Annotated in this window: 19 protein-coding genes; all 19 read left to right on the plus strand. The window is 40.9% G+C overall.

The annotated features are described in order from the left end of the window. Positions 1-44: 44 nt before the first annotated feature. The 19 genes from FTU22_RS09490 to FTU22_RS09580 all read left to right on the plus strand — a co-directional run bounded on the left by FTU22_RS09490 (position 45) and on the right by FTU22_RS09580 (position 14,928). Entirely contained in the window at positions 45-1,058 is a 1,014-nt protein-coding gene (locus FTU22_RS09490; protein ID WP_180094174.1) for an aminoglycoside phosphotransferase family protein, read from the plus strand. After that, positions 1,058-1,747, plus strand: coding sequence for an N-acetylmuramate alpha-1-phosphate uridylyltransferase MurU (gene murU / locus FTU22_RS09495; RefSeq protein ID WP_180094177.1), 690 nt, complete (start codon positions 1,058-1,060; stop codon positions 1,745-1,747). The genes FTU22_RS09490 and murU overlap by 1 nt, the downstream gene beginning before the upstream one ends. An 84-nt stretch (positions 1,748-1,831) precedes the next feature. Then, entirely contained in the window at positions 1,832-2,464 is a 633-nt protein-coding gene (gene rsmG / locus FTU22_RS09500; RefSeq protein ID WP_180003083.1) for a 16S rRNA (guanine(527)-N(7))-methyltransferase RsmG, read from the plus strand. A gap of 24 nt (positions 2,465-2,488) precedes the next feature. Continuing rightward, entirely contained in the window at positions 2,489-3,271 is a 783-nt protein-coding gene (locus tag FTU22_RS09505) for a ParA family protein (protein ID WP_078188958.1), read from the plus strand. Then, entirely contained in the window at positions 3,268-4,155 is an 888-nt protein-coding gene (locus FTU22_RS09510; RefSeq protein WP_168378888.1) for a ParB/RepB/Spo0J family partition protein, read from the plus strand. The genes FTU22_RS09505 and FTU22_RS09510 overlap by 4 nt, the downstream gene beginning before the upstream one ends. 31 nt (positions 4,156-4,186) lie before the next feature. Further along, on the plus strand, positions 4,187-4,828 hold the full coding sequence (locus FTU22_RS09515) for a MotA/TolQ/ExbB proton channel family protein (RefSeq protein WP_180094179.1): 642 nt from the start codon (positions 4,187-4,189) through the stop codon (positions 4,826-4,828). 13 nt (positions 4,829-4,841) lie between these two features. Further along, positions 4,842-5,264, plus strand: coding sequence for a biopolymer transporter ExbD (locus tag FTU22_RS09520; RefSeq protein ID WP_078193671.1), 423 nt, complete (start codon positions 4,842-4,844; stop codon positions 5,262-5,264). After that, positions 5,264-6,991 carry a lipid A export permease/ATP-binding protein MsbA gene (gene msbA, locus FTU22_RS09525; protein ID WP_180074254.1) on the plus strand — a complete coding sequence of 576 codons (1,728 nt, stop codon included), beginning with the start codon at positions 5,264-5,266 and terminating at the stop codon, positions 6,989-6,991. Before FTU22_RS09520 ends, msbA begins: the two co-directional genes overlap by 1 nt. 3 nt (positions 6,992-6,994) lie before the next feature. Then, positions 6,995-8,008 (plus strand): tetraacyldisaccharide 4'-kinase, encoded by a 1,014-nt coding sequence (gene lpxK, locus FTU22_RS09530; RefSeq protein ID WP_180094180.1) that lies wholly within the window; start codon positions 6,995-6,997, stop codon positions 8,006-8,008. Positions 8,009-8,011: 3 nt separating this feature from the next. Next, positions 8,012-8,773, plus strand: coding sequence for a 3-deoxy-manno-octulosonate cytidylyltransferase (gene kdsB / locus FTU22_RS09535; RefSeq protein ID WP_180094181.1), 762 nt, complete (start codon positions 8,012-8,014; stop codon positions 8,771-8,773). A gap of 13 nt (positions 8,774-8,786) precedes the next feature. Next, entirely contained in the window at positions 8,787-9,770 is a 984-nt protein-coding gene (locus tag FTU22_RS09540) for a DNA polymerase III subunit delta' (RefSeq protein ID WP_180094182.1), read from the plus strand. A gap of 15 nt (positions 9,771-9,785) precedes the next feature. Then, entirely contained in the window at positions 9,786-10,127 is a 342-nt protein-coding gene (locus FTU22_RS09545; RefSeq protein ID WP_111885061.1) for a PilZ domain-containing protein, read from the plus strand. Between the two features lie 31 nt (positions 10,128-10,158). After that, on the plus strand, positions 10,159-10,932 hold the full coding sequence (locus FTU22_RS09550; RefSeq protein ID WP_078193666.1) for a TatD family hydrolase: 774 nt from the start codon (positions 10,159-10,161) through the stop codon (positions 10,930-10,932). 42 nt (positions 10,933-10,974) lie between these two features. Beyond that, complete coding sequence (locus FTU22_RS09555) at positions 10,975-11,589, plus strand: TetR/AcrR family transcriptional regulator (protein WP_078193665.1); 615 nt, start codon at positions 10,975-10,977, stop codon at positions 11,587-11,589. A gap of 9 nt (positions 11,590-11,598) precedes the next feature. After that, positions 11,599-12,156 (plus strand): type II secretion system protein, encoded by a 558-nt coding sequence (locus FTU22_RS09560; RefSeq protein ID WP_078193664.1) that lies wholly within the window; start codon positions 11,599-11,601, stop codon positions 12,154-12,156. Continuing rightward, on the plus strand, positions 12,146-12,538 hold the full coding sequence (gspI, locus tag FTU22_RS09565) for a type II secretion system minor pseudopilin GspI (protein ID WP_078188947.1): 393 nt from the start codon (positions 12,146-12,148) through the stop codon (positions 12,536-12,538). The genes FTU22_RS09560 and gspI overlap by 11 nt, the downstream gene beginning before the upstream one ends. 46 nt (positions 12,539-12,584) lie before the next feature. After that, positions 12,585-13,214: a type II secretion system minor pseudopilin GspJ gene (gene gspJ / locus FTU22_RS09570; protein ID WP_180094303.1), complete on the plus strand. Its 630-nt coding sequence runs from the start codon at positions 12,585-12,587 to the stop codon at positions 13,212-13,214. A 39-nt stretch (positions 13,215-13,253) separates the two neighbouring features. Beyond that, a complete protein-coding gene (gene gspK / locus FTU22_RS09575; RefSeq protein WP_180094183.1) occupies positions 13,254-14,201 on the plus strand; it encodes a type II secretion system minor pseudopilin GspK in 948 nt (315 codons plus the stop codon). Positions 14,202-14,331: 130 nt separating this feature from the next. Continuing rightward, entirely contained in the window at positions 14,332-14,928 is a 597-nt protein-coding gene (locus tag FTU22_RS09580; protein WP_180077646.1) for a 6-carboxytetrahydropterin synthase, read from the plus strand. The last annotated feature ends 15 nt before the right edge of the window (positions 14,929-14,943 follow it).

The following is a 14,943-nucleotide window of genomic DNA, read 5'->3' on the forward strand; positions in this document are numbered from 1 at the left end:
ACTTAGCACTTTAAAAACTCAGCCTGTATTAGAATTTATCGCAAATGAATACACAACGTGAACAATTGATACAAACATGGATTTCATCTGTACTCGGTTCAGATCAATTTGAAATTAACTTCTTAGCAGGCGATGCAAGCTTCCGTCGTTATGCACGAATCAAATTGAATAATAAAACATTTATGCTCATGGATGCACCACCAGAAAAAGAAGATTGTGGTCCTTTTGTGTCGATTGATGAATTTTTTGATGCACATGGCGTGCGTGTACCACATATCGTGGCCAAAGACCTCGATCAAGGCTTCTTATTGTTAGAAGATTTTGGTGATGTTTTATTGTCGACGTTGTTGAATGATCAAACCGTAGACGCACATTATGCTCAAAGTTTTAAACAGTTGATTCAATTGCAGTCAATTGATGGAACTGCTCATTTTCCTGCATATGCCTATGAAAAGCTGATTTCTGAAATGGAGCTGTTAACCGATTGGTTATTGCCATCTCTACAAGTGCAGCCTACTGAAGAAGAATCGGCACTGATTAAACGTACCTTTGCTATCTTAGCCAATGCTGCATTGGCTCAGCCTCAAGTGATTGTGCATCGTGATTTTCATAGCCGTAATTTGATGGTACTTGATGGTGAGCAAGATCAGGGTGTGATTGACTTCCAAGATGCTGTGATTGGTGCAGATACTTATGATTTGATTTCTATTACACGTGATGCCTATGTGCAGTGGAATGCAGATCGCGTTTATGCATGGTTTAAAACGTTCTATGATTTGTTGCCTGCATCGGCTAAAGATGGTCGTAGCTTTGAGCAATTCAAACAAGACGCCGACCTGATGGCGATTCAACGTCATATCAAAATTTTAGGTATTTTTGTGCGCTTATTTGAGCGTGATGGTAAGTCGGGTTATCTCAAAGATTTGCCGCGTGTGATGTGGTATTTACTTGAAGAAAGTAAACCATATGCAGAATTACAACCTTTTATGCAATTTATTCAGGATAAAGTATTGCCGAAATTTGAAGCCAAATACGGCACTTATGAGGTTGTTGCATAATGAAAGCCATGATTTTAGCGGCGGGTCTCGGAAATCGGATGCGCCCTTTAACATTGTATAAGCCAAAGCCTTTGCTTGAAGTGGGTGGAAAACCACTGATTGTTTGGCATATAGAAAAGCTAAAAAAAATTGGCGTAACTGAAATTATCATCAATTCTGCATGGCTTGCAGATATCCTGATTGGTACTTTGGGTGATGGTTCGCAGTTTGGTGTGAATATTCGCTGGACACGTGAAGCGGAAGGTCTGGAAACAGCTGGTGGCATTATTAATGCTTTACCTTTGCTTGGGACAGAACCGTTTATTTTGGTGAATGGTGACGTTTGGACGACCTACGATTTTTCAGCTTTGCTCAATATTGAGCTAAAAGATGACTTGGCACACTTGGTCTATGTGACTAACCCAGCGCAACATCCTAAGGGTGATTTTATCTTGGATGCTGGGCGTAGTTATACCTTTGAGCAAGAACATGCAGGCGAGGCACTCACCTATAGCGGAATCGCAGTTATACATCCAAATATGTTTGATGGATTGGAAGCTGGTAAGCGTCCGCTCGCACCATTATTGAAACAAGCCATGTTGGATGGAAAAATTTCTGCAGAGAAAATGCAAACTGCGTGGGTTGATGTTGGCACACCTGAGCGTTTAAGTGATCTAGATCTACAGATTCGCCAAGGCATGTACGATTAAGTGCATATTCGCTAAGCGTTAGCTACTGTTCCACGGCTTAGAAATCGGTATACTTCAGTTAATTTTTATTGAGATGTCTTCTTTATGCATCCTTTTTTTCAAGACTTAAAGCAAGGTAGTCAAAAGCTTGGCTTAGATTTGAGTGAAGAAGCATTAAATCTATTGCTGAAATACCAAGATGCCCTAGTGCTGTGGAACAAAGCGTATAACTTGACTGCTATTCGTGATCCTAAAGAAATGTTGGTTAAGCATTTATTGGATAGCTTAAGTATCCTAAATGATTTGCCTGCAGGTCGTTTATTGGATATCGGTACGGGTGGTGGCATGCCGGGCATGATCATTGCACTGTGTCAGCCTGAACGTGAATGTGTGCTTTTAGATGCCAACGGTAAAAAAATTCGATTCTTAAAACAATTTATTGCTGACTTAAAACTAAAAAATGTCATTGCGGTACAAACACGTGTCGAAAATGAAGACAGCATTAATGAACTGGGGCAGTTTGATGTGATTACCAGTCGTGCTTTTGCATCGTTAACGGATTTTGTGGATGCGTCTAAACCGTATATGCATGCGCAAAGTATTATCGCGTCGATGAAAGGCTTAATTCCTGAAGAAGAAGTTGAAACACTGAAAAGTGATTTCAAGATTGATATCGTTGCATTAAAAGTTCCACGACTTGATGAGCAGCGTCATTTAATTTTTCTTAAACGTATTTAAAATTTTCAAAGGACTGGGGTTACCATGGCTCAAATTATTGCGATTGCAAACCAAAAGGGTGGCGTAGGTAAAACCACAACTGCTGTGAACTTGGCTGCATCTTTAGCCATATTAAAAAAACGAGTTTTACTTGTGGACATGGATTCACAAGGCAATGCCACGATGGGTTCGGGCATTCAAAAAAATGATTTGTTGTATTCAGTCACGGATGTCTTACTTGGTGAAGTGCCAATTGAAACCGCTATTTATAAAGCAGAAGTGGGCTATAAGGTTTTAGGTGCAAACCGTGACTTAGCTGGCGTTGAGCTTGCAATTGCAGATCAAGACGGTCGTGAGTTTATTTTACGTGAAGCATTGGCAAGCGTCGAAAAAGACTTCGACTATATTATTGTCGATTGTGCGCCAAGTTTAAGTTTGATCACTGTCAATGCACTTGCAGCGGTACGTGCGGTGCTGATTCCAATGCAGTGTGAATATTATGCCTTGGAAGGTTTGGCTGATTTAACCCAAACCATTGACCGTATTCAGCAAGCATTGAACCCAGATCTAGAGATCGTGGGTGTGCTTCGTACCATGTACGATGCGCGTAATGCCTTAACACGTGATGTGTCTGCTGAGCTTGAACAATACTTCGGTCAGAAACTTTATGACACGGTCATTCCGCGTAATATTCGTTTGGCTGAAGCGCCTGCGCACGGTTTGCCAGTGATTTATTTTGAAAAAAGCTCGAAGGGTGCAGTTGCTTATTTGAACTTGGCAGCTGAGATGTTAAAAAAAACCAAAGTAAAAAAAGGAACTAAAGCATGACCGTAAAAAAACGCGGACTGGCTAAAGGTCGTGGTCTGGATGCCTTACTCGGCTCAATCCAAAAAGAAAAACTACAGCTCGAAGCAAAAGCTTTAGATCATGGACAGTTAAAACAAATTGATGTGCATTTATTGAAACGCGGCGAGTATCAACCGCGTCGTTTCATTAAAGAACAAGATTTACAAGAACTTGCTGCATCGATTGAAAAGCATGGTGTCATGCAGCCAATCGTCATTCGTCCTGTCGAAGATGAAAAGCATCCCTACGAAATTATTGCTGGTGAGCGTCGTTGGCGTGCAGCTCAGCTTGCAGGTTTAACTGAAGTACCTGCCATAGTTCGTGACTTGAGTGACCAAGTGGCAATTGCCTTGGCATTGATTGAAAACATTCAACGTCAAGATTTGAACCCAATCGATCAAGCCATGGCTTTGCAACGTTTCCATGATGAGTTTGGTTTAAGTCATCAAGAGATTGCCGATACGGTTGGTAAAGCACGTACCACAATTAGTAACTTACTACGCCTGTTGTCTTTAGCAGATCAAGTCAAAGACTTTATGCAGCAAGGTTTGCTCGATATGGGGCATGCACGTGCGATCTTGACGTTAAAAGCCAAAGATCAGCTTAAAGTTGCCGAAATGGTGATTGAAAAAAGTATGTCTGTACGTCAAACCGAACAATTTGTTCGTGATTTGAATGCACCAAAACAACAAAAAGCTAAACCAAGTGTTTCATCAGACATTCAACAACTGACACAACGTCTCTCTGACCGTTTCAGTGCAGATGTGAAAATTGATCATAATAAACAAGGGAAAGGTAAGCTGGTGATTAGCTACCATACTCTTGAAGAGCTAGATGGCATTTTAAATATTTGTCTAGCTGAATAATTTTTAAAATCGATTTATTGGGGAAAATCAAATGTGGGAATTAGTCAAAGCGGGCGGGTGGTTAATGATCCCGCTCGTCATTTGTTCGATCTTTACGGTAGCCATTACCATTGAGCGCTTTATTCGTTTAAAGAAATCAATGGTGTTACCAAAAGACTTGATGATGAATGTAAACACATCGGTGAAAGATGTGGTGCAGCAGCTAAAGCAAAGTCCAACTTTACAGCAAAGTACATTGGGTCGTGTCTTGGATGCAGGTTATGTCAGTAAAGATCAAAACGAGCAATATGCACGTGCGCAAATGGAAGTCACAGCGTCACAAGAAATTGGTTATTTAGAAAAAAATATCAACTTTTTGGGAACGTTAAGTGCTGTTGCACCGTTACTGGGTTTATTGGGTACGGTGATCGGTATCATTGAAGCATTCTTAATGATTGATATTGGTACTAATAGTGATCCAGTGTTAATGATGCCGGGTATTTCAAAAGCCTTGATTACCACTGCTGCCGGTATGTTAATTGCTGTGCCTGCATTATTTGCGCATCGTTATTTCCAACGTTTGGTTCAGGAATATGTGGCTGAGTTAGAACAGCAGTCGACATTATTTCATGCCGCTTTGTTTTATAAAAAAACACCTGAAGTAGAAAGTCAGGACATTCAGAAAGCCAGCTGAGTGGAGACTGCGCATGAAATTTAAACGTCGTCAGGTTGAAGATATTCATATCAACCTCACACCGATGATTGACTGTTTGATGTTTATTTTGGTGTTCTTGTTGCTCTCGACTACCTTTAATCAGATGAGTCGAATGAACCTGACTTTGCCAGATGCACAGGGTGTTCCACCTAAAAACTATGATCAAAAGATTGAAGTTGTGGTGGATTCAACAGGACATTATTCTGTCAATGGTCAGTCATTGGCGAGTAAAGAAGTCTCTGATTTGAATACTGCAATTAAACAGACAGCCAATGATCGTCGTGATTTAATGTTTGTGATTGCAGCAGATGCAAAAGCAACACATCAGGATGTGATTCGGGTGATGGATGTTGCAGGTCAACTTGGATTTGTGAATATCAACATCAGTACCAAAGTTCCAACTCGAGGTTATTAGTGAAGCACGATTTTAAGGTCTATTTACGCCTATTAAGTTATTTAAAACCTTTTTGGGGAATCGGCCTGCTGGTTTTGCTTGGTTTCGGTATTAATGCTGCGACAGAAGTTTCTGTCGCAAAATTATTGGAACGCATTATTGAAGCCATTCAAAACAAAGATCAAAGCTTTACAACCTTATTTCCACTCTTGGTGGTTTTATTGATGTTCTTCCGTGGACTCGGTTTGTTCATGGGGGGATATTTTACCGCAGTGATTTCTCGAAACTTAATCTTTAATATTCGTCAGCAAGTGTTCGCAAAACTCATGCGTTTGCCTTCGCAATATTATTTAGATAATTCGAGCGGTCATATCACTGCAAAAATTATGTATAACGTTGAACAGTTGACGGCAGCATCATCTGAGTCACTGAAAACGATTGTACAACAGGGTCTGATTACCATCGCATTATTGGGTTATTTGCTCTATACCAACTGGCGTTTAACTCTATGTATTTTGATTTTTGGCCCAATTATTGGTCTGATTATCCGTAAAGCATCCAAGCGCATGCGTAAATTATCCATGCAAGTGCAAAGTACCATGGGTGATGTTAACCATGTGGTGCAAGAGACAGTGCAAGGCAACCTAGTGGTTAAGGGCTTTGCAGGGCAAGATTATGAACAAAAACGTTTTTATGAAAGCTCAATGGAGAACTTACGCCGCGGCTTAAAAATGGTTGTGGTGCAACAACTCAATAGCCCAATTGTTCAGCTGATTATGTCGATCGCGCTCAGTATCGTGATGTATATCGCGCTACGCCCTGAGATTTTACAAGATACATCAGCAGGTGAGTTTGTTGCCTATATCACTGCCGCAGGTATGTTGAGTAAGCCGATTAAAACCTTAACGGATGTCAATGAAAAACTGCAACGAGGCATGGCGGCAGCTTATTCAGTTTTTGAATTGCTCGATATGCCAGAAGAGGTGAATAACGGCACGCTGAAGCCTGCTTTAAAAGGCGAAATCGAATTTAAAAATGTCAACTTGATCTATGCCGATGGTCACCATGCGATTCATGACTTCAATTTAAAAGTCAATGCAGGACAAACCGTTGCATTGGTTGGACGTTCGGGTGCAGGTAAAACCTCACTGGTTAATCTGTTGGTACGTTACCAAGAGGTGTCATCAGGACAATTGTTGCTTGATCAGCATGATATTCACGACATAGAACTCAATAGCTTGCGTACTCAGATTTCGATGGTCAATCAGCAAGTGGTTTTGTTTAACCGTACTGTGCGTGAAAATATCGCTTATGGTCAGCTCGAGCATGCAACTGATGAGCAAGTCATTGCTGCTGCCAAAGCTGCATTTGCACATGATTTTATTATGGATTTACCGCAAGGTTATGACACACCATTGGGTGCCCAAGGTTTAAATCTATCAGGTGGTCAACGTCAACGGATTGCGATTGCACGTGCCATTTTGAAAAATGCACCGATCTTAATTTTAGATGAAGCGACCAGTGCGCTAGATAACGAATCTGAATTTTTTATTCAGCAAGCATTTGACGCTGCGATGCAAGATCGTACCACGATCGTGATTGCGCATCGTTTATCGACCATTGAAAATGCAGACTGTATTGTAGTGATGGATAAAGGGCGTATTATTGAACAAGGTTCTCATACGGAATTGATGGCACAACGTGGTGCATATTACCAACTTCATCAGCGTAATTTTGAGGAAAATTAAGACATGTCTTTTGCACAATTGATTCAGGATGCTTGGAATGAACAGGCAAAGTGGCTCGTTGTGTTTAGACCTTTGTCATGGCTTTATCGTGGCGGCTTTTTACTCAATAAAAAACTCTATCAATCAGGTATTAAGCAAAGTTATAAAGCGCCTATTCCAGTCATGGTCATTGGAAACATCACAGTCGGTGGAAGTGGTAAAACCCCATTGCTCATTCATTTGGTCAGTTATTTGAATAGCTTAAAGCTGCGTGTTGGTGTGATCAGTCGTGGCTATGGTGGTCAAGGACCATTTCCGGCCTATGTGGATTTAGAGTCGACGGCTGAAATCGTGGGTGATGAACCGAGCTTAATCGTTCAGTCTACAGGTGTGCCAATGGCGGTCGGTCCAAATCGCCAGCAAAGTATTGAGTTGCTACTATCCAAGCATGAATTGGATTTGATCATCTGTGATGATGGTTTGCAGCATTGGGCACTTCAACGTCAGTTGGAGTGGATCGTGCTGGATAATAACCGTGGTTTAGGCAATGAAAAATTATTACCTGAAGGTTATTTGCGTGAACCGAAAAAGCGTCTTGCCAGTGGAACGGTCATTGAGCATTCAGCAGATCCAAGTTCTCCACTGAATATGCACCTAGAAGCGGCGCAACCTTATTTGCTCAATAAAGATCTTGTGACGACATTTGATGCAAATAAAGATTTTTATGCTGTGGTGGGTATCGGCTTTCCGCAACGCTTTTATAAAACCTTAGAAAATATGGGGATTCATCAATTTCAATGTCATGAATTTCCAGATCATTATGAATATGAACTGAGTGATTTGCAGTTTGAAGATGCCAATCCCATCATTACCACTGAAAAAGATGCAGTTAAAATTTTAGCGATCCTCAAAAATAATCCAGATTTTAAAAGAGAAATATGGGTTGTTCCTGTAGATGCAGTGTTGTCACCTGCGTGTTATGAAACTTTGCATGCGCAGTTGAAACAACTGGGTCTGAAACTTCCCGAAGGCATTTAATTTATGAAACATATTGTTATTCCTGCACGTTTTTCAAGTTCACGTTTACCGGGTAAGCCTTTACTTGAAATTCATGGCCGTCCGATGATTTTACGTGTGGTCGATCAAGCCAAAAAAGTTGCAGGATTCGATGACCTTTGTGTCGCTACAGATGATGAGCGTATTGCAGCAGTATGTCGTGCGGAAGGGGTTGATGTGGTATTGACCTCTGCAGAACATCCATCTGGTACAGATCGTTTAAGTGAAGTTGCACGCATCAAAGGTTGGGCGAGTGATGACATTATTGTCAATGTGCAAGGTGATGAACCTTTGCTTCCTGCTCAATTGGTAAAACAAGTTGCACAATTACTTGTTGATCAGCCGACATGTTCAATGTCGACACTCTGCGAGCCGATTCATAGTCTAGATGAGTTTCAACGTGACAGCATCGTCAAAGTGGTGATGTCAAAGCACAATCAAGCGCTGTATTTCAGCCGTGCGACTATTCCGTATGACCGTGATGGTGCAAAGCTAGCTGAACAAACCTTGCATGATCAGGCTTATCGTCATTTAGGTCTTTATGCATACCGCGTAAAACTGCTTCAAGAATATGTCACTTGGGATATGGGTGTGCTGGAAAAATTAGAAAGCCTTGAACAATTACGCGTTTTGGAAAATGGTCACCGTATTGCCATTGCTGTGGCAGAAGCGAACCTTCCACCGGGCGTAGATACTCAAGCTGACCTTGATCGTTTGAACCAAATGGATGTTTCGAACTTCGAATAAGGTTAAACGATTTATGCAAAATGACATTGTGGCGCAAGTGTACCCTTGGCAGAAAAATACATGGAATACATTAACCAGCCGTTTTCCACAATTGGGACATGGCGTGCTTTTGTATGGCAAAAAAGGCTGTGGTAAAGAGGCATTTGCAAAACAATTTCTTGCATGGGTGCTGTGTCAAAAACGTGATGAGCGGACTGAGCCATGTGGTGAGTGTGGGAGTTGCCAGTGGTTAAAGTCAGATACACATCCAAATTTTGTCCACATCAGTACAGATGAAGACAATAAAAAGCAAAATGCCAAAATTAAAATCGAAAAAATTCGTGATTTGTTGCCCTTTGTACAGCAAACCGTAGACGGTTGGCGAGTTGTGTTGATTGAGCCTGCTGAAGCATTAAACATTGCATCATCGAATGCGTTGCTGAAAACGCTAGAAGAGCCGGGTGAGCGGATTGTGATTATGTTGTTGGCAGAGCATTATTTGAAATTGCCGGCAACCATTCGCAGTCGCATGCAGCACTATGCCTTGGATCGTCTTGAACCCGAACAATCACAGCAATATTTACAGCAGCATTTGCCCGATAGTGGTGAAACCCAGCGCAAAGTTCTCATGAACTTAGCCAGTCAAATGCCATTACAAGCAATTTCATTGGCAAATAGTGAATGGCTAAATATGCGCCAAGAGTTTCTACAAGATTGGCAAAAACTTGTGACACAAAAAAGCATGCCGATGGCAATTGCGACCAAGTGGAATAAAGCACTGAGTTTTAGTGATTTTAGTCAAATGTTTGAATACTTGTTGTCCGATATAATTTGTGTCAAGCTAAATCAATCCATAAAAAATATAGATTTGGATTTTGGGGTGTTGGCAGAGCAATATTCGCTCGAAACACTCTTTGGGATTTATACAGAATTACAGCAGTCTAAGCGGTTCATCGAGCAGAACGTACAGGGGAATCTGGTCGTAGATGAGCTTTGTATCAAACTGATGAATGTTTAATTAAGGGGAAACATCATGCAACCACGTATGGGCGGGATTGTTCACGCTAATATTCCAGATGTGGAAACACTTTTTGCGAGCTACATGCCTTATGTCGTTGGTGGCGGTTTATTTGTACCATCAAAGCAAGCTGTGAAAATGGGTGATGAGGTTTTCTTATTGGCGACTTTGCCTGAACAAAGTATAAAAATTCCTTTGACAGGAAAAGTGATTTGGATTTCGCAAAAGCAAAATGGCATTAAACCACAAGGCTTTGGAATTCAATTAAGCGGCGAAAAAGGCGTTTATTTTAAAACAGAAGCAGAACGTTTACTTGCAGGGCTTAAATCTGAGGGGCGTAGAAGTTACACTATGTAGTTACAACAGTGAAGACTTGTAGGTACATATTGTGTTTGTAGATACCCATTGCCATTTAACCATGCTCGACCTAAGCCCTTATGAGGGTAATTTAGATCTTGCATTGGATCAGGCTCGTCAAGCCGGGGTCTCAAAATTTATGAGTATCTCGGTTGATCTAGATGACCATATCGAACTTTCAAAAATTGCATCACGTCATGCTGATGTGGGTTATTCCGTTGGGGTGCACCCATGTGAAGATCCTGCAACGATGGCTCGGGCAACAGAAGAATATCTCATTGAATTAGCACAACCTGAAAAGGTTTGGGCGATTGGTGAAACAGGGCTGGACTATTTTCATAGTACCGACTTTGTTGCAGAGCAAAAAGAATGTTTTGCTCGCCATATTCACGCATCGCAGGCCGTGAAAAAGCCAGTGGTTGTACACACCCGTTCTGCAAAGCATGATACGGTTGATATTATCCGTGCAGAGAAATCTACTCACGGTATTTTGCATTGTTTTACTGAAGATTGGGAAACGGCAAAAGCTGTCTTAGATTGTGGTTATTACGTGTCATTTTCAGGCATTGTTTCTTTTAAAAATGCACAAGATTTGCGTGATGTGGCCAAGCAAGTGCCACTGGATCGCGTGCTGATTGAAACAGATAGCCCATACCTTGCACCGATGCCTTATAGAGGAAAGTCTAATGAACCAAAATACGTTCCTTATGTAGCCAAAGCCTTAAGTGATGTATATGATAAGTCAATTGAAGAGATGGCTTTCATTACAATGCAAAACTTTGAAAATCTCCTCAATCTTAAGTAAATAATTTGAATTGATATAAGAGTAAGAGAGTATAGGGTGAAGATGGATCGTCAAGCTCAGTTTAGAGCAAGAGAGGCATTAATTTTCCAAGTGGCAGAGCAGCTGCTATTGGAAAATGGCGAAGCAGGGATGACACTAGATGCGCTAGCGGCAGAACTCGACTTGGCAAAAGGGACGTTATATAAACATTTTCAAAGTAAAGATGAACTATATATGTTGCTCATTATTCGTAATGAACGCATGTTATTGGAAATGATTAAAGACACCGATAAAGCTTTTCCTGAACACCTTGCTTTCTTTATGTTGCATCACTTACATCACCCAGAACGTACAGTGTTATTTCATCAAATTGAAGAGCGTTTATCGACAACAGGTGTGGGTATTCAGCACTTGTTTAGTGAACTATATCAAGTGCGCAAACAACGCCTACGATTGATCATTCGTATGACTGAGCATTATTTGGAGTCGATTCAAAGTAGCATGCCAGTACGTGATTATCTTGCTTCGATTTGGTCACTTACACATGGCGCTGCAGCAATTTTGAACTCTAGTTTTTATCAGCGTTATTTGGGTTCAAGAGACACCTTGCGGGTTGCTTATATTGATCAAGCCTTGGCCTTACCAAAACAAGTGCATGCGGTTGCTCAATTCGCTTAAAGGCTGCTTATGAAAAGTGCATCACCATCATCGGTTCGTGGCTTCACCCTCGTAGAATTGATGGTGGTGATTGTGATTATGGGCATCATGGCCTCATTGGTACTTTTAAATATTGGTGGGACAGATCAACGCAAAGCCATGCAAGCACGCGAAGTGTTTGTGATGGATCTGAAACGAATTTTACGTGATGCAAATGATCAAGCTTTGATATTGGCTTTACAGCAAAAAGCTGGAACGGATGTCAACACGCAAAGCTATGCGGTACAAGAATATTTACCAGAACAAAAACGTGTAGAAAATAGTATTTTAAATCAAAATAATAAATGGCAAAACTATAAAGATTTTGAAACCCGAGTATTACCTGAAAATGTCTCTTTTACAATTCAGCCTTTAGATCAGCAGTATGAAAATGCCAATAATGATGATTTGTTAAATACCAATGCACCCAAGTTGATATGGTTGGGCAATGGTGAGGTAAAGCCTGTGCGTATACAGTTTTATTTTGAAGAACGTCCCATTGGTAATGAAATCGAAATTGATCATTTAGGGAAAGTCAATGCGGGCTAAAGGGTTTACGCTACTTGAAGTCATGGTGGCATTGGCGATTTTTGCGACGGCGGCAATGGCTTTGTCTAATGTTGCGATGCAATATACACAGTCGACAGCACACGCAATTTTAAGAAATAAAGCACAATTCGTCGCGTTGAATGAAATCGCTAAGATGGAAATCAATCGTGAATGGATGACAGGTACTGCATCTAAACAAGTCACTGAACAAGGCGAACAATGGCAAATTGACAAAAAAGCCCAAGCCACCATTAGTCCAAATGTACAACGTATTGATATCCAAGTGAGTTTGATGAATGCTGAAACAGGCGATGTTGAAGCAGGGATTAGCAGTTTGGTGTTCTTTAACTATAAGGCTCCGTTGGATGAAAATAATAACTAGAAAAAAACGTACATCTCAAGATATGCCTGTGCTTGTGCAGCAAGGAATGAGGAATCGAGCAGGATTTACCTTAGTTGAGCTTTTGGTTGCGATTGCTATTTTCGCAGTGCTGTCTGCTTTGGGCTGGAAGGTCTTTGATTATGTCTCGAAAGTGAAAGAGCGAAACGCAACCCATGAAGTAAGGCTCAGTCAGTTGCAAGATGCCCATCAGCAAATACTCAGAGACACTGTACAAGCTGTGCCGTTAACTGCCAATATTAATGGAGATATTCAACCAGCGTTAGTATTGCAAAATGGCCGATTTAATTTCAGTAAGACAGGTGTCACTGATCCATTAAATCAGGGCATTGCACCTGACGAGCGAGTGGAATATCAATACAAAGCTGATGAAAAAAAATTGTATCGGCTAAAATTTAAAAATCTCAACCAAACGGGGCATGATCAGCCAGATTCGAGTGTTTTACTGGATAATGTTGAACAATATAAAATCACGGTACTCAATCCAAGTGAGTTAGAGAATTGGCCAGATGCTGCCGCTGATTTGAATAATGAAAAAACCATTCAACTGTTACCGCGGGGTATCAGGATGCAGCTCACAGTTGATGGGACAAACTACGAATGGTTATTCAGTTTGTTAAATACTGATTTTTTATTGGATAAAAATAAGAATGGTTAGCGGTCAGGTAGTAGAGTCATTTGAAGTTCGGAGTTGCGTATGAAACAGCAACGTGGCATCGCTTTGTTAACTATCCTGATGATGGTAGCTTTGGCAACCATAGTTGCAGCAGGCATCGCAAAACAACAAGCCCATACTTCTGAAAATACCGCTTATGTGATGCGCCAAAATCAGTCGTTGTTATATGCGAAAAGTGCCGAAGCATTTTTTGCTGAACTTTTAGTAAATGATGCCGAAAATGCAGGGCAGGTGGATCACCTCCAAGAAAATTGGGCTCAGCCTATGCCCGCCTTTCCAGTGGAAGGTGGAACTGTTGCAGGTGTGCTGCAAGACGAATCTGGAAAATTTAACCTCAATAGTTTGGTTTCAGAAGAAGGTGTGGTAAATGACAAAGCAAAGCTATGGTTTGAAAAAATATTGCAGCGTGTTGGTTTACCCGCAGAATTAAGTCAAGCCGTGATTGATTGGCAAGATGAAAATGATGAGACCTCTGGCCCGATGGGAGCAGAGCTGGCGTACTATCGTGGTTTAAATAATGCGGCATTACCGCCAAATGCAAAATTTCATAGTGTGGAAGAACTGAAATCAGTCCGTGGTTTTGAAGGTGCTCAATATAAACTGATTGCGCCCTATGTGAGTAGCTTGCCCTCGCATGAAACAACGGTAAACATTAATACCGCTCCTGCATTTTTGTTAGCGACTATGGATGATCGTTTAGATGTCAATGCAGTTGAGCAAGCTTTGCAACAAAAAGCTGCCAAATTTGAACATTTCGAAAATATCAATGATTTATGGGCAATGGAGCCATTTGCACAGGTGAGCACAGAAAATAGGGAAGTTTTAAATTCACAATTGGGTGTGCAGTCGAACTATTTTAAAGCGCAAATTGAAATTATTTTAAATGAAAGAAAGCGTCAATTTACCAGTGAGTTAGTGCGAAAAGATAAAGATGTATATGTGGCTTTTCGCAGTATGGCACCATTTTAGGTCTTAAAGGTCGCTAAATTTTCATGATGCCTTTTCCCAATTGTGCTGAATAGCAAAATTAATGCCTCTTGTTAGACTTTTGCATTATAATCTCTGAGAACCCATAGATTATTTGATTGCATTACGACACATGTTAATTCGTAAGTTATTTAAGTTTGAAAACGCGCATATCGTGCGTAATTGCACGTCAGACCGTTGCAAACGTTCCATTCATGGACACAGTTATAAAGTCGAACTATTACTTAAAGCGTCGAAACTTGACCATGGACAAATGGTTTACGATTTTGGTTTGCTCAAAGGGGTAATTAAAGACTTATTTGACAGTTTTGATCACGCGATTTGTTTTTGGCAACACGATGATGCTGAGTACATTCGTGCCTGCAAACAGTTCAGTGCACGTTGGGTCGAACTACCCGTATCGCCCTCAGCGGAACAATTTTCACGAATCTTCTTTTACTTAGCACAACAAGTTCTAAAATCAACAGAAACTCAAAATGGTGAGGGTGATGTTGAGGTGTATTCTGTGATCGTGCATGAGACAGACACAGGCTATGCGCAAAGCTTCTTAGAAGATATCGACAACGCACAAATGGGGTTGTTGCAGTTAGATCAAATTATCTTCTCCGAACAGGTTCAGTCGGAATGGAACGATACCCAGATGTATGAAAAATTAAAACAGGGTCAAAAATTTTTAAACCCTGCAGTTGATTTACAAGTTAGAATTTAAGTAAATATTTGGTTT

The organism is Acinetobacter sp. YH12076 (genome assembly GCF_013419525.1).
In the GTDB taxonomy this organism is placed as follows: domain Bacteria; phylum Pseudomonadota; class Gammaproteobacteria; order Pseudomonadales; family Moraxellaceae; genus Acinetobacter; species Acinetobacter amyesii.